We start from the raw sequence: 17,150 nt of genomic DNA, 5'->3' as shown, positions 1-17,150 counted from the left end.
CCATGGGATGGACGCTGAGCGACGATCACGAGGAGTTCACCGGCCGGGCGGGAGGCTTCCTGCGGGGCGACCCCGTCCGCAACACCGTGACGCTGACCCTGACCGAGTCCATGCGGCACCGCGACCTCTACCCGCACGCGCTGTTCGGGTGGTGGACGGAGGGCGCGGACGTCGCGGCCACGTGCCTGTGGACGACGGACCGCTATCCGCCGCTCCTGAGCGCGATGCCGGAGCGGGCCGCGCGGGAGCTGGCCGACGTGCTGGCGCAGCGCGACCCGGTGGTCGGGGCCGTCAACGGCACGCCGGAGGCGGCGGCGGCGTTCGCGGCCGCGTGGACGCGCCGCACCGGGGCGCCGGGGCGGGTCACGATGCGGCAGCGGCTCCACCGGCTGGACCGGCTCGAACCGCCCGACCCGGCGCCCGGCGGCGCTCCCCGCACCGGCGGCGACGCCGACCGCGGTCTGGTGGCGGACTGGTCCGCGGCCTTCCACCGGGACGCCGGCGGGCACGGCGACCCGAACCCGGCGGTGCTGCTGGGCAGGCTCGCCGACGGCCTCATCACGCTGTGGGAGGACGGCGGGCGGCCGGTGGCGATGGCGGGCCGCACGGCGGCGGCCGGGGGCGTCGCCCGGATCGCGCCCGTCTACACGCCCGCCGGGCACCGCCGCCGCGGCTACGGCGCGGCCGTCACCGCGGCCGCGACCCGGGCGGCGCTGGACGCGGGGGCCGGGGACGTCGTGCTGTTCACCGACCTCGCCAACCCGACGAGCAACGGCGTCTACCGCCGCATCGGCTACCGCCCCGTCGAGGACCGCGTCATCCTCTCCTTCACCTGACCCGGCGGCCGGCCCCGGCCCGCGCGCCCATGCCCCGCCCGCCGGTCGCCACTCCGGCGGGCCGGGCGGGCCGGGCGGGCCGGGGCCGGCTACTTGACGCCGGCCTCGCGCATGTCGCGGAGTTCGCGTTTGAGCTCCTTGATCTCGTCGCGGAGGCGGGCGGCGAGCTCGAACTGCAGGTCGGTGGCGGCCTGGTGCATCTGGTCGGTCATCTGCTCGATGAGCGCCTCCAGCTCCTCGCGGGGGCGCTCGCCGACCAGGTCGGCGGCGTGCCGGCCGACCTCCTTCGTGCGGGAGGCGAGGCCGGGGACGGGCGCCTTGCCGCGGGACTGCTGGCGCCCGCCGCCGCCGATGAGGGTCTCGGTGTCGGCGTCCTCGCGGGCCAGGGAGTCGAGGATGTCGGCGATGCGCTTGCGGAGCGCCGTCGGCTCGATGCCGTGCTCGGTGTTGTAGGCCTGCTGCTTGGCGCGGCGCCGGTTGGTCTCGTCGATCGCCCGCTCCATCGACGGGGTGACCGTGTCGGCGTACATGTGCACCTGGCCGGACACGTTGCGCGCCGCGCGGCCGATCGTCTGGATGAGGGACGTCTCCGAGCGCAGGAAGCCCTCCTTGTCGGCGTCCAGGATCGCGACGAGCGACACCTCGGGCAGGTCGAGGCCCTCGCGGAGCAGGTTGATGCCGACCAGGACGTCGAACTCGCCGGCGCGCAGCTCGCGGAGCAGCTCGATGCGGCGCAGCGTGTCGACCTCGCTGTGCAGGTAGCGGACCTGGATGCCGAGCTCCAGGAGGTAGTCGGTGAGGTCCTCGGCCATCTTCTTGGTGAGGGTGGTGACGAGGACGCGCTCGTCGCGCTCGGTGCGCTCGCGGATCTCGTGGACGAGGTCGTCGATCTGGCCCTTGGTGGGCTTGACGACGATCTCGGGGTCGATGAGCCCCGTCGGGCGGATGACCTGCTCGACGACGTCGCCCTTGACCCGGTTCATCTCGTAGGTGCCGGGCGTCGCCGACAGGTAGACGGTCTGGCCGATGCGGTCGAGGAACTCCTCCCACTTCAGCGGCCGGTTGTCCATCGCGGACGGCAGCCGGAACCCGTGCTCGACCAGCATCCGCTTGCGGGACGCGTCGCCCTCGTACATGGCGCCGATCTGCGGGACGGTCTGGTGGGACTCGTCGACGACGAGGAGGAAGTCCTCGGGGAAGTAGTCGAGGAGGGTGTTGGGGGCGGTGCCGGCGCCGCGGCCGTCGATGTGCCGGGAGTAGTTCTCGATGCCCGAGCAGGTGCCGACCTGGCGCATCATCTCGATGTCGTAGGCGGTGCGCATGCGCAGCCGCTGCGCCTCCAGCATCTTGCCCTGCCGCTCCATGACGGCGAGGGTCTCCTCCAGCTCGGCCTCGATGTCGCGGATGGCGCGCTCCATGCGCTCGGGGCCGGCGACGTAGTGCGAGGCGGGGAAGACGTACAGCTCGTCGTCCTCGGTGATCAGCTCGCCGGTGAGCGGGTGCAGGGTGGCGAGCTTCTCGATCTCGTCGCCGAACATCTCGATGCGGACCGCGAGCTCCTCGTACTGCGGGATGATCTCGATGGTGTCGCCGCGGACCCGGAACGTGCCGCGGGTGAAGGCGAGGTCGTTGCGGGTGTACTGCATGCCGACGAGCTGCCGGAGCAGGTCGTCGCGGTCGATCTCCTGGCCGACGTGCAGCCGGACCATCCGGTCGACGTACTCCTGCGGGGTGCCGAGGCCGTAGATGCACGACACCGACGCGACGACGACGGTGTCGCGGCGGGTGAGCAGCGAGTTGGTCGCCGAGTGCCGCAGCCGGTCGACCTCGTCGTTGATCGAGGAGTCCTTCTCGATGTAGGTGTCGGTCTGCGGGATGTACGCCTCGGGCTGGTAGTAGTCGTAGTACGAGACGAAGTACTCGACGGCGTTGTTCGGCAGCATCTCGCGCAGCTCGTTGGCGAACTGGGCGGCGAGGGTCTTGTTCGGCTGCATGACGAGGACGGGCCGCTGCAGCTTCTCCACCAGCCACGCGATCGTGGCGGTCTTGCCGGTGCCGGTGGCGCCGAGCAGCACCGCGTCCTTGTCGCCGCCCTGGACGCGGGTGGTCAGCTCGGCGATCGCCTGCGGCTGGTCGCCCGACGGCGTCATCTCGGTGACGACCTCGAACGGCGCCACGCGGCGCCGCAGATCGGTGACTGGGCGCATCGGCGACTCCCCCTGCTCGGCGTACTCCCTGCTTCCCCACAACTGTATTCAGGGCCTCCGACATTCCGCGTCCGCGCGGGGCGGGAGACGGCCCCCCGGGCGGGTCAGGAGGCGGGCAGCGGGATCCGCGCCTGGACGGCGTAGCCGCCGCCGTGGGGCCCGGCCTCGAAGCTGCCGCCGAGCGCGGTGACCCGCTCGCGCAGCCCGACCAGGCCGTTGCCGCCGCTCGGCAGCCGGTGCTCGGGCCCGGCGGTGGGCGGGGCGTTGACGATCTCCACCTCGATCGCCTCGGGCAGCAGCCCCAGGTCGACGCGGGTGTCGGCGGCCCCGGCGTGCTTGTGGACGTTGGTGAGGGCCTCCTGGACGAGGCGGTACACCGTCCGCCCGACGGCGATCGGCATCGGCCGCTCCTCGCCGCGGACCGCCAGGTCGACGCGGAGCCCGGCGGCGCCGGACTGGCCGACCAGCTCGCGGACGTGGGCGAGCGTCACCGCCTCCTGCGGGAGGGCCTCCTCGCCCTGCCGCAGGACGCCGACGACGTGGCGGAGCTCCTCCAGGGCCTGCCGCCCCATGTCGCCGATCACGGCCGCGGTCTCGGCGGCCCGGACGGGGTCGCGGCTGGCGATCGCCTTGAGGGCGCCGGCGTGCACGACGATGACGCTGATGCGGTTGGCGACCACGTCGTGCATCTCCCGCGCGATGCGGGTGCGCTCCTCGCCCCGCGCGCGCTCTGCGAGGAGGTGCTGTTCGCGTTCGAGCCTGGCGGTACGTTCCTGGAGCGACGCCAGCAGCTGCTTGCGCGCCCCCATGTAGAGGCCGAGCAGGACGGGGACGGCGATGAACGCGATGCCGAAGACGGCCTGCGCGATGAAGTTCTCGGTTTTCGCCGTCGGGCCCGGGAACGCCAGCCCGGCGATGTAGCCGACGACGGCGATCGTCAGGACCGTCCGGCGCGACGACGTGTACGCGGCGAGCGAGTACAGGATGACCAGGCCGGCGAAGGCGCCCGCCCCGGTGACCGTCGAGAAGACGACCGCGAACAGGGCGAGGCCGACGGGATGGGAGCGCCGCACGACCAGCGACAGGCCGAGGACGACGCTGCACGCCGACACCGCGGACGGCGGCAGCCAGAACCGCTGGTCGGCGAACCACAGGAACACGCTGTCGCCGCAGGCCAGGGTCACGGCGAGGAAGATGTCGAGCGCGCGGGAGCGCCGGGTCGGCCACGACCCCGTCCACCAGCCCCGCACGCGCATGCGATGAGTCTATGGCGACCGGAAGGACACCCGGTCGCGCGAGTCACCGAACCCCTAACCTGCGGAGCTTTTCCGTGCTCCGGGCGCTGTGGTTACGATGACGGCGCCGACTAGGACGGGGTGCGACCGGAACATGACCCGATTCGCCAACTGGCTCGGGAAGAACGCCGACGCGGTGATCGCGCTGGTGCTGGCGATCGTGGTCGCGGTGCTGGGGCTCGGCGTGAACCTGCCGAACGAGGACGAGATCACCAACAGCGGGATCCTCGCGGTGATCGGCCTGCTGGCGACGTCGATGCTGCGGGACCGGGGGCGGCGCATCCCCGTCGAGCTGGAGGTCCGCGACACGCTGCGGTCGTCGTCGGTGACCCTCGGTGAGCTGAGCGACAAGCTGACCCATATCCAGGGGTTCGAGGGCGTCCTGTCCGACACCCGGCGCGCGCTGGACGAGAGCACGGTCGTCCGGGTGATCAGCGGGGCGCAGGTGGCGCAGGTCCTGGCGGAGGCCCGCCGCGACACCGACCGCTGGTTCTTCAAGGGCGGCACCGGCACCTACATCCGCGCGCGGACGCTGCCCGAGTGCGTGGCGGCGGCGCGCCGCGAGCGGCGCACGCTGCTGTTCCGGATGGAGATCCTCGACCCCACCAACGTGGAGGTCTGCGAGGCGTACGCGCGGCACCGCCGCTCGGTGTCGGACGGCCCCGACGCGACGGGCGAGCCGTGGACGCTGGAGCGCACCCGCAAGGAGGCGTACGCGACGATCCTGGCGGCGTGCTGGCACAAGCAGCGGTTCGCCATGCTCGACATCGACATCGGCCTGGCGCAGACCATGACGACGCTGCGCTACGACCTGGCCGCGTCCCGCCTGGTGGTGACCCGCGACGATCCGCGCGGTGAGGCGCTGGTGGTCGACAACGCGAAGTTCTACTACAGCTGGGTGAGCGCGGAGCTGCAGACCAGCCTGGACCAGGCGCGCCGCGTCCCGGTGGAGCAGGCGAGGCTGGCGCCGCTGGACGAGGAGCCGACCGTCGAGGAGGTCCGCAAGCTCTTCGAGGTGACCGGCATCGAACTCGCGCACGGCTACACCGACCGGGACGTCATCGACATCATCCGCAAGGCGCTGCGGCCGAAGGACCCCTACGAGTGAGGCCGCGGCGGTGAGGTACGAGGAGATCAGCGCGCAGATCCGCGCCGGGACCGCGGCGCGGACGCTGCCGGCGTGGGCGGGCGGCGTCCTGGCGGAGATCCTCGACGGCCTGGCCGCGGGCGCGCCGCCGGTCCGGGCGGTGCGGCATCCGCTGGGCTTCCTGTGCCTGCCGGTGGAGCGCAGCGGCGACCTCGGCGTGTGCCTGCACATCTGGACGCCCGAGGTGCGGCCGGCCCCGTTCACGACGTCGCCGGTGCACTGCCACAGCTGGGAGCTGCTGAGCTTCGTCCTGTACGGGACGGTGCGCAACGTGCGGGTGGACGTGGAGGAGGCCGCCGGACGGGCGCCGCAGCAGGTGTTCGAGGTCCTGAGCCGCGGCGACGTGGACGAGCTCAGGGCGACGGGGCGCGCCGTGCACTGCCTCCCCGGCCGCTCCACCGCGCACCGGACGGGCGAGTCGTACACCCTGCCGGCGGGGGTGTTCCACAGCACGCTCATCGAGGGGGGCAGCGACGCGGCCACGGTCGCCCTGGGCCGGCACACGCCGGGCGGCGGCGACCTGTCCCTCGGCCCCTTCGGCACGCCCACGCACCGCGTGCACAGGTCGCGCTCCGACCAGGCCGACACCGAGCGCGCCCTGCGCCGCTCCGCGCGCAGGATCGCCGCCGCCCACTGCTCGGCGCGCCGGTAGGCCGCCGCCGGACCCCGACTGGAGAGGCCCGATGAGATCCACGACCCCGCCCGAGGCCCTTCCGGTCGATCTCTCCGCGGCCCGCCGGGTGGCGGTGGAGGCCGCCGAGGCCGCGGGCGCCCTGCTGAGCGCCGGCATGGCCGGTCCCCTGGACGTCCGGCCGAAGGGCACCGGCGGGGACGTGGTGACCGCGCTGGACACGGCGGCCGAGGAGCTGATCGTCGGCCGGCTGCGGGCCGCGTATCCGCGGCACCGCATCATCGCGGAGGAGGCCGGCGTCCTCGACGGGGCGCCCGGCGAGGAGATGGTCTGGCTCGTCGACCCCCTCGACGGCACCAACAACGTGGCGATCGGCATGCCCGTGTACGCGGTGGGGCTGGCGTTGTGCGCGCGCGCCGAGCCGGTCTTGGGGGTCGTCCACGACCCCGTCTCGGGCCGGACGTGGTCTGCGGTGAGGGGACGGGGCACCCTGGGCCCGGACAGCGCACAGCTGAGGCTGCCCGACCGCCCGCGCCCCGGACGCGAGGAGAACCCCGTCCTGGCGTGGACGCAAGGTCACCAGGTCACGTCGGACGATCCCGCGGCGTTCGCCCTGCGCGCGGCCGTGGAGAAGCGGTGCGCGCGCATGCTGCAGCTGTGGGCGCCGCTGGTGGCCTGGACGATGCTCGCCCGCGGCGACATCGACGGCATCGTGGGCTACCTGCCCGAGATCGTGGACCTGCCCGCCGGGGCGATCCTGGCCGCGGAGGCCGGCGCGGAGCTGCGCCGCCTGGACGGCCTCCCCTACGAGCTGGGCATCGACCGCCCGGCGTCCGAGCTGAGCTTCGTGGCCGCGCGCCCGGACCTCCTGGACCGCCTCCTGGAGACCACCACGCGCATAGCCCGTCCCGACGGCCGCTTCCACACCGCCTTCTAGGCCCACCGTCACCCAGGTCGGGCGCGGCCTCAGCGGGTCAGCAGCAGCGCCCCGACCGACGCCGCGCATCCCAGCACGGCCAGCACAGCTCCGGTCCAGACGAACTTGCGGATGGGGACGCGGACGTCCCACCGGCGGCACCACTCGAACCACAGCAGCGTGGCGAGCGAACCCCACGGGGTGATGACGGGCCCCACGTTCGTCCCGACGAGCAGGGAGAGCAGCTGGTCCTTGTTGGACGCCGGTACGGCCGACTCCCCCGCCACATACGCGGGCAGGTTGTTGAGGACGTTCGACAGCCCGGCACCGGAGAACGCCGCCCGGAAGGCGCCCAGGGCGTCACCGTCATGGCCGACGAAGGCGCGCATGGCGTCGTCCAGCCCGAACCGCTCCAGCGTGGGGACGACCAGGAACAGCCCGGTGACGAACACCATCAGCTGCCACGGGATGAGGGACGGGCGCAGCGCCGACCGGTCGCGGACGGCGAAGGCGGCGACAGCCACGGCGGCGGCCACGGTCGCGGCGACGCCCAGCTGGATCCCGGTGTGCACGCCCGCGAGGATCGCGGCGATGAACAGCAGGCACGCGGCCCCGGTGGCGGAGAACAGCACCCGGTCGCGGACGGGCGCGGGTGCGGGCGGGTCGTAGGAGTCCTCACCGCGCATGCGGCGGCGCCAGTAGAACGCCCACAGCAGCGCCATGGTGACGGCGAGGACCGCGAGCTGCGGCGCCCACATGCGCGCCGCGAACGCGCGGGTCTCCAGCGCCACCCGGTCGGCGGCGAGCAGGTTCGTCAGGTTCGACACCGGCAGCAGCAGGCTCGCGGTGTTGGCCAGCCACACCGTCGTCATCGCCAGTGGAAGGGTCGCGATCCGCGCGCGCGCCGCCAGCGCCAGCATCACCGGGGTCAGCAGTACGGCGGTCGTGTCCAGGTTCAGGAAGATCGTGGTGAGGGACGCGAACGCCACGCACAGCAGGAACAGCGCGGCATAGTTGCCCCGCCCGGCCTTCGCCATCCGCTGGGCGATCGCGTCGAAGACCCCGGCCTCCTTGGTCAGCTCCGCCAGGACGATGACGCTGAACAGGAACAGCAGCAGCGGCGCGATCCGTCCGATGCTGGCCCGCGCCGTGCCGGCGGGCAGCAGGCCGGTGGCGACGAACACCAGCCCCGCCGCGAGGACGCCGACGCGGATCCAGTCCAGGACGCCCAGGGAGCCGGCGGCGCGGCGCAGGGTCTCCATCGGGGGCTGCACGGCCGCCATGATCCCATAGGCGCGCGGACCGCGGCACGGACCCTGATTTCGTCCGGCCGCCGCGCGATACTGGCGGCATGACACCCCCCGGCGGCCACCCCAGGCAGGAGCGTCCGACCGACTTCTTCATCAGCTACTCCCCCGCGGACGAGCGGTGGGCGGCCTGGATCGCCTGGCAGCTGGAGGCCGCCGGGCACCGGACGATGATGCAGGCGTGGGACTTCGTGCCCGGGACGAACTTCATCGACTACATGGACCGCGGCCTGTCGGAGGCCAAGGCCGTGGTGGCGGTGCTGTCGCGCAACTACCTGCGGTCCCGGTACGGGCGGCTGGAGTGGATGGCGGCGCTGCGGGCCGACCCGGACGACCCGGCCCGCAAGCTCGTCACGGTCCGGATCGAGGACTGCCCGATCGACGGGCTGCTGTCCACGATCACCTACGTGGACCTGGTCGGCGTCGACGACCCCGACGCGGCGCGCGGGCTGCTGATGCGGCGCATCCGGGAGGCCCTCGCCGGGCACGCGCGGCCCCTGGACGGCCCCGGCTTCCCCGGCGGCGGCCCGCCCGCACCGAACGGCGGCGGCGTCCTGCCGGGCCGCCTGGAGGAGGCTGAGGGCCCGCAGGAGCCGGCCGGGGACCGCCCGGCCCGACGGGCGCCTGCGGCGGCCCCGGCGTTCCCGGCCGCGGGCGGCGGGCCCGAGCCCCGCGAGCGGCTCAGCGTGCTGCACGTGTCGGGGCCCCGGTTCGGCCGGACGCTCGCCGACCCCGGCGAGCCGACGACCGCCGCCGAGCTGCAGGACCGCGTCTGGAGCGACGTGACCCGGCTCGCCGACTCCGGCGTGCCGCGCCCCGACCTGCTCGTCGTCACCGGCAACCTCACCCACTCGGGCAGCCGCCGGGAGTTCGCCGAGGCGCTGTCGTTCCTGACCAGCCTGCGGGCGCTGCTCGGCCTGGAGGCGCAGCGCGTCGTGATCGTGCCCGGCACCCACGACGTCACCCGCGCCGCGTGCCAGGCGTACTTCTCCAGCTGCGAGGCCGACGACATCGAGCCGCAGCCGCCGTACTGGCCGAAATGGCGCCACTACGCGGGCCTGTTCAAGGAGTTCTACCAGGGCATCGACGCGCTGATCTTCGACAGCGCGCAGCCGTGGACGCTGTTCCCCGTCCCGGACCTGCGGGTCGTGGTCGCCGGCCTCAACTCGACCCTGCCGCAGACCCACCGCGAGGAGGACCGCTACGGCCGGGTCGGCCAGGCGCAGGCCGCCTGGTTCAACGAGCGCCTGCGGCATTTCGAGGGCGAGGGGTGGCTGCGCCTGGGCGCGGTGGAGCACACGCCCGTCGCCGGTGAGCCCGGGGCGCTGCGCGACCCCGACACGGTGGAGACGCTGCTCGGCGGCCACGTGAACGTGTTCTTCCAGGGGACGGAGTCGGAACTCGGCGCCGTCCCGCTGCTCGGCGGCGGCGCCCCGTCCGTCCCGGCGCTCGGCCCCGGACGGCACCAGACCGTCGTCCTGACCCGCGACGGCATGGAGCGGTGGATCCCCGAACGCGCCGCCCAGCGCGGCCCCGAACGGCTCGAACGGTCGTGGCAGAGCGTCGCGGGGACGTTCCCGCCGCCGCGCGCGGAGGCACCGCCGGAGCCTCCCGCCCCCGAACTCGGCCCGGTGGGCAACGGCGCCGCCGAGCCCGTCCACGACCCCACGGCGCTGCTGCTCGACCGGCTGACGGAGGCGTGCGAGACGCGGTTCGAGCGCGCCACCATCCGGCGGATCACCCCGCCCGCGCGCGAGGAGGGCCGTACCGACCCGCCCCACCTGCTGCTCACCCACATGGAGGACGGGTTCGTCCGGCAGTACCGCATCGGCGCCCACGTCGGGCAGGTGACCGAGGCCGACGTGGACGCGTTCGTCCGGCACGTGCACGCCGACGGCGCCGACCACGGCTCGGAACTGGTGTACCTGGGGCCCGCCCCCTCCCGGTCGCTGCGCGAGGACGCGCTGCGGCGCGGCATCCGGGTGCGCAGCCTCACCGAGTTCCAGGGCCTGCTCGACCTGTCGGAGTACGTGGCGGCGCAGACGCGGCGGCTGTCCGGCGACGGGCTGTACCCGCCGTCGCTGTACGTCCCGCAGCGCTTCCGCGAGCTCGACCGCTTCCAGACGCCCGGTGAGGGCACGCGCCCGGCCGGGGACGTCCGCGACGACATCGTCGGCGAGATGCTGCGGCTGCTCGCCGCCGACCACGGCCGCTTCCTGCTGCTGCTGGGCGACTTCGGGCGCGGCAAGACGTTCGCGCTGCGGGAGCTGGCCCGCCGCATCCCCGAGGACCTGCCGCACGTCATCCCGATCCTCATCGAGCTGCGCGCCCTGGACAAGGCCCACTCCGTGGACGGCCTGGTCGCCGCGCACCTCGCCAACCACGGCGAGGAGCTGATCGACCTCAAGGCGTTCCACTACATGCTCCGGCAGGGCCGCATCGTGCTGCTGTTCGACGGGTTCGACGAGCTGGTGACGCGGATGACCTACGACCGGGCCGCCGACCACCTCGACACGCTGCTCCAGGCCGCCCGGGACAAGGCCAAGATCGTGGTGGCGAGCCGTACCCAGCACTTCAAGTCGCAGGCCCAGGTGCTGACGGCCCTCGGCGAGAAGGTCGGCGTGCTGCCGCACCGGCGCGTCCTCGGCCTGGAGGAGTTCGCGCCCCCGCAGGTCCGCTCCTACCTGGTCAACCGGTACGGGGACGAGGGCGTCGCCGAGGCGCGGCTGACCCTGCTCACGGGCATCGAGGAGCTGCTCGCCCTCACCGCCAACCCGCGGATGCTGTCGTTCATCGCCGACCTCCCCGAGGACCGGCTGCGCGCGGTCGCGCAGGCCCGCCGCGCGGTCTCCCCCGCCGACCTCTACGACGAGATCCTGTCGTCCTGGCTGGCCTACGAGGCCGACCGGGTCGGCGGCGCCGGCGGCCCGTCCGGGCTGAAGACCGACGACATGTGGCGCGCCGTCGGCACGCTCGCGCTGCGGCTGTGGGAGGGCGACGAGCAGTTCCTGAGCCTCGCCGAGCTGGCCGACGTCGCCGACGCCCTCACCGGCCTGGCCGGCGGGCGGATGTCGCCGCACCAGGTGACGCACGCCGTCGGCGCCGGCAGCCTGCTCGTGCGCACCGACGACGGCCTGTTCGGGTTCATCCACGCCTCGGTGATGGAGTGGCTCGTCGCCCGGCACATCGCCGCCGAGTTCGCCGCCGGCGCCGCGGGCGCCGCGCCCGCCGCCCTCGGCCGCCGCGCCATGACCCAGCTCACCGTCGACTTCCTGTGCGACCTCGCCGACCCCCGCGCCTGCCAGGAGTGGGCGGCCGGCGTCCTCGCCGACCCCGGCGCCGGCGACACCGCCCGCGCCAACGCCATCCGCGTCACGACGCGGCTGCGCACCCCGGCGCGCACCGACCTGCGGGGCGCGCGCCTGCAGGGCGAGGACCTGTCCTACCGCGACCTGCAGGAGGTCGACCTCACCGGCGCCGACCTCACCGACGCGCAGCTCGTCGGCGCGAACCTGTCCCGGGCGGTGCTGCGGGACGCCACGCTGGCCGGGGCCCGCCTCGACGAGGCCCGGCTGACCGGCGCCGACCTGCGCGGCGCCGACCTGTCCCGGGCCCGGCTCGCCCGCGCCGACCTGCGCGACGCCGCCGTCGACGGGAGCCGCTGGACCCGCGCCGCCCTCGTCGACGCCGTCCTGCCCGACCGGATCGCCGCCGCGCCCGAGCTGCGCGAGGCCGCGATCGCCCCCGGCCGCCCCATCGACATCCAGATCGCACCGCCCGCCGTCGGCGTCCCCTACGGGTTCCACTTCGCCACCAGCCGCCTCCCGCAGCCGCTCGCCTACAGCCCCGGCGGGTCCGTCGTGGCCGTCGGCAGCGAGGACGGCGGCGTCCTCATCTGCGACGCCGTCACCGGCACCCCCCTGCGCACGCTCCAGGGCCACACCGACCGCGCCTACGCGGTCGTGTTCGACTCCGGCGGCAACCTCCTGGCGACCGGCTCGGCGGACGGCACCGTCCGCATCTGGGACCTCGCCACCGGGCACACCGCGCACACCCTCCCCGTCCACCCCGAGGGCGTGTGGCCGGTCGTCCTCGGCGGGCGGGCCCCGTCGGGCGCCGACCTGCTCGCGGCGGGCGACGCCGGCGGCACCGTCCGCGTCTGGGACACCGCCACCGGCGCCCTGCTCCACGAGCTGGCCGGGCACACCGCGCCCGTCTACACCGCCGTGTTCGACCCCGCCGGGTCCCTGATGGTCACCGGCGACGCGGGCGGCACGCTGCGCGTCTGGGACCTCGCCGCCGGCACCCTGCGCCGCGAGCTGACCGGCCACAGCGGCGCGGTGTTCCGCGCCGCGTTCCACCCCGACGGCTCCCTCCTCGCCGCGGGCGACGAGGCCGGCGTCGTCCGGCTCTGGGACATCCGCACCGGCGAGATCGGCCAGGAGCTCCTCGGCCACACCGGCCGCGTCTACGCCATCGCCTTCCACCCCGATGGCGACCTCCTCGTCACCGGCGACACCGACGGGTCCGTCCGCCTCTGGTCGGGCGGGCGGCAGCGCGCCGTCCTGTCCGGCCACGGGGGCGGCATCTACCAGGCGGCGTTCAGCCCCGACGGCGGCCGCCTCGCCACCGCCGACAGCGCCGGCTCCGTCCGCCTGTGGGACCCCGCGACCGGCCGGCAGCGCCTCGAACTCGCCGGGCACCGCGGCGCCGTGTGGCCGTTCGCGTTCCGCCCCGACGGCGCCCAGCTCGCCACCAGCAGCAACGACGGCACCGCCCGGCTGTGGGACGCCGAGACCGGGCAGTGCCGCGTCGTGCTGCGCGGCCACGGCCGCCGCGTCACCGGCGTCGCGTTCAGCCCGGACGGCGGCCTGCTCGCCTCCAGCGGCAACGACGGCCTCGTCCGCCTCTGGGACCCGCGCTCCGGCCGGATGGTCCGCGAGCTGCGCGGCGTCGCCGACAACCTGACCTCCGCCGCGTTCAGCACCCGCGACTCCCAGCTCGCCACCGCGACCAACGACGGCGGCGTCCACCTGTGGCAGGCCGGGACGGGCACCTTCGAGCGGGAGCTGAACGTCGAGACCGACCACGTGTGGGCGCAGGCGTTCGCGCCCGCCGGGGACGTCCTCGCCACCGCCAACGACGACGACACCGTCCGCCTCTGGTACTGGACGACCGGCCGCGAGACCGTCACCCTCGCCGACCACCGGGGCCGCGTCCGCTCCATCGACTTCCACCCGGGCGGGGCGCTCCTCGCCACCGGCTGCGACGACGGCGCCGTCCGGCTGTGGCACCCCCGCACGGGCGAACTCACCGCCGCCCTGCGCGGCCACACCGACCGCGTCTACCGGGTGGCGTTCGCGCCGTCCGGCGACACCCTCGCCAGCGCGAGCAACGACGGCACCGCCCGGCTCTGGGACTCCTCCACCGGCGAGAACCTCCACACCCTCACCGGCCACACCGGACGCCTGTGGACGGCGGCCTTCCACCCGTCCGGGACGATGCTCGCCACCGCGGGCGACGACATGGTGGTGCGCCTCTGGGACCCCGCCACCGGACGCCCCCTGCACACCCTCACCGGCCACACCCGCCGCGTCTGGTCGGCGGCGTTCAGCCCCGACGGCGCCCTGCTCGCCACCGCCGGCGACGACGGCGCCATCATCCTGTGGGACGTCACCGACCGCGACGCCCCCGCGCGCCGCGCGACCCTCCTCGGCCTGGCCGAGGGCTGGGCCGCCCTGGCCCCCGACGGCCGCTACAAGTGGGAGGGCAACGCCACCGCCGAATTCTGGTACGCCGTGGGCATGTGCCGCTTCGAACCGGGCGAACTGGACCCCTACCTCCCAGAAGTCCACCGCCTCCCCCTCGACGCCCCCTTCTGACCACGCTCGCCCCCGGACGAGGCCACCGCGGCAAGGCCTAGTCGCGGTGCTCCCGCGCGTCCTGCCACACCAGCCGGGGGACGGTCCGGTCGAAGGGATCCCGTTTGGGGATGCCCGGCGGAAGGACGGGAGAGAGCACGTCGAACACACGTCGCACGGCGGCTTCGTCGTATGCGGCGAAGCCGTCCGTCGCCTGGAGCCAGGCGCCCCCGTGCGGGAGGGGGACCACCCGGGCGAAGGCGCCGGAGCCCGCCAGCCGCTCGATGCCGCCCAGCCGGCCGACCAGCTCGCCAGGGCAGACGGTCACCCACGAGTAGCCGCGCAGGAGGTCTCGTCCCTCCCGCACCGAACGGATCAAGCGGCCCCGCCGCAGCGCGCTGTCAAGCGCCGTCTTCCGTGTTTGCCGTCGTCGGCCAGGTGACCGAACGACGGATCCGCCGCGCTCGCCGCTTCCAGCAGGACATCGCACCATCGTGCGGCGGCATCGGGCCGCCGGATATCGCATTCGTCTCCGCGGATCGTGGAGACTGCGCGGAACTGGACCCGTTCGGGTTCGTCCTCGTCAGCGGTCACATGGAGAAACAGCCCGTGTGCGCCATCGGAGACCGGAATCCCCTTGGCGCCCAGCTCGAGTATCTGGAACTTGACCTCCAGCGGGCGCCCGGCCAGCGCCCGCAGCACCTCGTCGTGGGCTTCGGGCGAGTACGGGCGTGCCCGTATGCGGCCCGAATACGGGCGCGCCACCACCCGGTAGGAGGCCCATCTGCCGTCCGGCGGCCCGAGCACTGCGGATTGGTCGGAGTAATAGGCGTCCGACAGCGGAGACTCCTGCCGTCTCAGAAGGTCCCACGATTCGGGAGCCAGCCGTCCGGCGTGCGAGATCCAGGCGGCTGCGAGTTCGGCGAACCGTCCATCCTCTTGAATCTCCATATCGAGGAGGGCTTCGAAGTACGGCAATGTCCTCTCTCCGCGTCGACGACCTCACCAGGTGACGGCGCCTCAGAAGTCCAGGACGTGGCCGTGGCCGATGCGGGCGCAGCCGTCGTTGGTGAAGGTCTCGGAGTACGGCTTGATCGGCACGCCCTGCCAGTACCCGGTCGCGGTCGCGACGACCGGCTTCCAGATGTCCGGGCAGGCCCATCCGGAGCGCCAGGGCACCTGCCGGACGTCCCCGTTCGCCGCGGCGAGCTCGGCGCAGGCGGTCTTCGCGTTGGAGTGGGTGCCGCCGACCGGGTCGCACTCCAGCGTCGCGGTCCGGAGCGGACCGGAGCCGAGCTGCGAGGCGACCTGCAGCGTGATCACCGTCAGCGGAGCGGGGGGCGCCCCGTCGGCGGCGCTCGCCGCCGGAGCCGCCGCCATGCCGCCCGCGACCAGGCCGGCCCCCAGGATCAGACGAAACACACCGCGCATCCTGACACCTCCTTGAGGAGAAGTAATTCAGGCCATTACACCATCAATGCCAAACCTTCTTCACGTCCGATATCGGCCATGGCCCCACACCAAAGGGAGCGGGCCGCGATCCAGCACCCAAATGCGGCCGCTTCCTGCAAGAACATACGATTCACAATTAATATGCAGGCCGAAACGTCGCAGCCAAAACACCCGCCATCGCGGCTCAATTTCCACCCGTGAGTGGCAACACCTGGTGATCATCTGCCGTACCGGAAAGGCATATGCCCGGAATATCAGCAGTCCAAATGGCGTGGGGTATTCGCTCCGCCCTTATCGATGCCGGCCGGCCACTGGTCGGGAGTGGAATCCCGTCGATGCGGGTGCCGCTCCGGCTCGGGGGGCCGTCCGGACGGGCGGGAGGGTCAGGGGGCGGTGCGGTGGGTGAGGGACTTCCAGAGGGCGTCCACCTGGGCCTTCAGGTCGTCCAGGGTGCCGGAATTGTCGATGATGTGGGTGGCGACGGCGCGGCGGTCGGCGCGGGACGCCTGGTGGGCCATGCGGGCGCGGGCGTCCTCTTCGGTCATGCCACGGCGGGACGTCAGGCGGTCGAGCTGCGTCTCCTCGGGGGCGTCCACGACCACAACCTCGTCGTACATGGAGGCCAGGCCGTTCTCCGCCAGCAGGGGGACGTCGTAGACGACGACCGCGTCGGCCGGGGCGGCGTCCATCAACTCCTGCATGCGCTCCCCGACGAGGGGATGGACGATCGCGTTCAGCGCGGCGAGCCGGCCGGGGTCGGCGAAGACGATCTTGCCGACCTTCTCGCGGTCCAGGGCGCCGGACGGCAGCAGCACGTCCTCCCCGAACTCCGCCACGACGGCGGCGAGGCCCGGGGTGCCGGGCTCCACGACCTCCCGGGCGATCTTGTCGGCGTCGATGACCACCGCGCCGTGCCCGTCCAGCAGCGCGGACACCTCGCTCTTGCCCGAGCCGATCCCGCCGGTGAGTCCCACTTTCAGCACGGCCTCACCCTAGTGGCTAGCCGGTTTCGGCGGGAACGAGGGGTTTGCGCATGTGCACCAGGGTGAGGTGCGCGGCGACCCGCTCGCGGTGCGTCTCGCTGTAGCCGAGCCGCCGGTACAGGCGCAGGTTGGACTCGCTGAGGTGGCCGGTGAACAGCACGCAGGCGTCCACCCGGCCGGCGACCTCGGCCTCCAGGTCCGCCAGGAGGCGGCGCCCGATGCCGCGGCCCTGCAGGTCCGGGACGACGACGAGCCGCCCCACCAGGCACGTGTGGTCGCTGAACTGGGCGCGGACCGCGCCGACGACGCGGCCGCCGAGCACCGCCTTCAGCACCACCGCGTCCCCCGCGAGGGCCTTGCGCAGCTGCTCGACCGACTCGACCAGCGGGGGCAGGAACGGGTCGCCGTACAGCTGCGCCTCCGCGACGTACGCGGCGCGCTGGACGGTCATCAGCTCCCCGGCGTCGTCCGGGCCCGCCCGCTCGATCACGACCGCCGACTCGCTCATGGGGAGA

General features: G+C 73.8%; 13 protein-coding genes. 5 read left to right on the top strand and 8 right to left on the bottom strand.

The annotated features are described in order from the left end of the window. The first annotated feature begins 2 nt into the window (after nt 1-2). Nucleotides 3-836, top strand: a complete 834-nt coding sequence (locus tag HUT06_RS44585; RefSeq protein ID WP_176196506.1) for a GNAT family N-acetyltransferase — start codon at nt 3-5, stop codon at nt 834-836. Between the two features lie 89 nt (nt 837-925). Here the strand turns inward: HUT06_RS44585 and uvrB are convergent, their stop codons facing one another. Both uvrB and HUT06_RS16250 read right to left on the bottom strand, forming a co-directional pair. After that, nucleotides 926-3,043, bottom strand: a complete 2,118-nt coding sequence (gene uvrB / locus HUT06_RS16255) for an excinuclease ABC subunit UvrB (protein WP_176196505.1) — start codon at nt 3,041-3,043, stop codon at nt 926-928. Nucleotides 3,044-3,147: 104 nt separating this feature from the next. Then, the gene (locus HUT06_RS16250) at nt 3,148-4,299 is read right to left on the bottom strand and encodes a sensor histidine kinase (RefSeq protein ID WP_176196504.1); all 1,152 of its coding nucleotides are present in this window, start codon (nt 4,297-4,299) and stop codon (nt 3,148-3,150) included. 133 nt (nt 4,300-4,432) lie between these two features. On the opposite strand from HUT06_RS16250, the gene HUT06_RS16245 reads away from it, so the two are divergent. The 3 genes from HUT06_RS16245 to HUT06_RS16235 are packed head-to-tail and all read left to right on the top strand — an operon-like array spanning nt 4,433 to nt 7,053. Further along, complete coding sequence (locus HUT06_RS16245; RefSeq protein ID WP_176196503.1) at nt 4,433-5,446, top strand: hypothetical protein; 1,014 nt, start codon at nt 4,433-4,435, stop codon at nt 5,444-5,446. Between the two features lie 10 nt (nt 5,447-5,456). Next, nucleotides 5,457-6,137, top strand: a complete 681-nt coding sequence (locus HUT06_RS16240; protein WP_176196502.1) for a hypothetical protein — start codon at nt 5,457-5,459, stop codon at nt 6,135-6,137. Nucleotides 6,138-6,168: 31 nt separating this feature from the next. After that, a complete protein-coding gene (locus HUT06_RS16235; protein ID WP_176196501.1) occupies nt 6,169-7,053 on the top strand; it encodes an inositol monophosphatase in 885 nt (294 codons plus the stop codon). A gap of 29 nt (nt 7,054-7,082) precedes the next feature. On the opposite strand, the gene HUT06_RS16230 is transcribed toward HUT06_RS16235, so the two are convergent. Then, complete coding sequence (locus HUT06_RS16230) at nt 7,083-8,315, bottom strand: SLC13 family permease (protein WP_176196500.1); 1,233 nt, start codon at nt 8,313-8,315, stop codon at nt 7,083-7,085. A gap of 68 nt (nt 8,316-8,383) precedes the next feature. Between HUT06_RS16230 and HUT06_RS45235 the strand changes: the two genes are divergently transcribed. Next, entirely contained in the window at nt 8,384-14,221 is a 5,838-nt protein-coding gene (locus HUT06_RS45235; protein WP_176196499.1) for a TIR domain-containing protein, read from the top strand. 37 nt (nt 14,222-14,258) lie between these two features. Here the strand turns inward: HUT06_RS45235 and HUT06_RS16220 are convergent, their stop codons facing one another. The 5 genes from HUT06_RS16220 to HUT06_RS16200 form a co-directional block, all read right to left on the bottom strand. Further along, nucleotides 14,259-14,567, bottom strand: coding sequence for a hypothetical protein (locus HUT06_RS16220; RefSeq protein ID WP_176196498.1), 309 nt, complete (start codon nt 14,565-14,567; stop codon nt 14,259-14,261). A gap of 8 nt (nt 14,568-14,575) precedes the next feature. After that, on the bottom strand, nt 14,576-15,178 hold the full coding sequence (locus HUT06_RS16215; RefSeq protein WP_176196497.1) for a hypothetical protein: 603 nt from the start codon (nt 15,176-15,178) through the stop codon (nt 14,576-14,578). Nucleotides 15,179-15,220: 42 nt separating this feature from the next. Further along, on the bottom strand, nt 15,221-15,631 hold the full coding sequence (locus HUT06_RS16210) for an SSI family serine proteinase inhibitor (RefSeq protein ID WP_176196496.1): 411 nt from the start codon (nt 15,629-15,631) through the stop codon (nt 15,221-15,223). Between the two features lie 404 nt (nt 15,632-16,035). After that, nucleotides 16,036-16,635, bottom strand: coding sequence for a dephospho-CoA kinase (gene coaE, locus HUT06_RS16205; protein WP_176196495.1), 600 nt, complete (start codon nt 16,633-16,635; stop codon nt 16,036-16,038). 16 nt (nt 16,636-16,651) lie between these two features. Then, nucleotides 16,652-17,143: a GNAT family N-acetyltransferase gene (locus HUT06_RS16200; RefSeq protein ID WP_176196494.1), complete on the bottom strand. Its 492-nt coding sequence runs from the start codon at nt 17,141-17,143 to the stop codon at nt 16,652-16,654. Between the last annotated feature and the right edge of the window lie 7 nt (nt 17,144-17,150).

It is taken from the genome of Actinomadura sp. NAK00032 (assembly GCF_013364275.1).
GTDB lineage: Bacteria > Actinomycetota > Actinomycetes > Streptosporangiales > Streptosporangiaceae > Spirillospora.
Note: the sequence above shows the minus strand (reverse complement) of the source record. Positions and strands in the feature narration are given on the sequence as shown.

Coding starts and splice junctions, on each gene's coding strand:
- HUT06_RS44585 (WP_176196506.1), top strand. CDS start 3: ATGGGATGGACGCTGAGCGACGATCACGAGGAGTTCACCGGCCGGGCG.
- uvrB (WP_176196505.1), bottom strand. CDS start 3,043: ATGCGCCCAGTCACCGATCTGCGGCGCCGCGTGGCGCCGTTCGAGGTC.
- HUT06_RS45235 (WP_176196499.1), top strand. CDS start 8,384: ATGACACCCCCCGGCGGCCACCCCAGGCAGGAGCGTCCGACCGACTTC.
- HUT06_RS16200 (WP_176196494.1), bottom strand. CDS start 17,143: ATGAGCGAGTCGGCGGTCGTGATCGAGCGGGCGGGCCCGGACGACGCC.
- HUT06_RS16230 (WP_176196500.1), bottom strand. CDS start 8,315: ATGGCGGCCGTGCAGCCCCCGATGGAGACCCTGCGCCGCGCCGCCGGC.
- HUT06_RS16210 (WP_176196496.1), bottom strand. CDS start 15,631: ATGCGCGGTGTGTTTCGTCTGATCCTGGGGGCCGGCCTGGTCGCGGGC.
- HUT06_RS16250 (WP_176196504.1), bottom strand. CDS start 4,299: ATGCGCGTGCGGGGCTGGTGGACGGGGTCGTGGCCGACCCGGCGCTCC.
- HUT06_RS16245 (WP_176196503.1), top strand. CDS start 4,433: ATGACCCGATTCGCCAACTGGCTCGGGAAGAACGCCGACGCGGTGATC.
- HUT06_RS16235 (WP_176196501.1), top strand. CDS start 6,169: ATGAGATCCACGACCCCGCCCGAGGCCCTTCCGGTCGATCTCTCCGCG.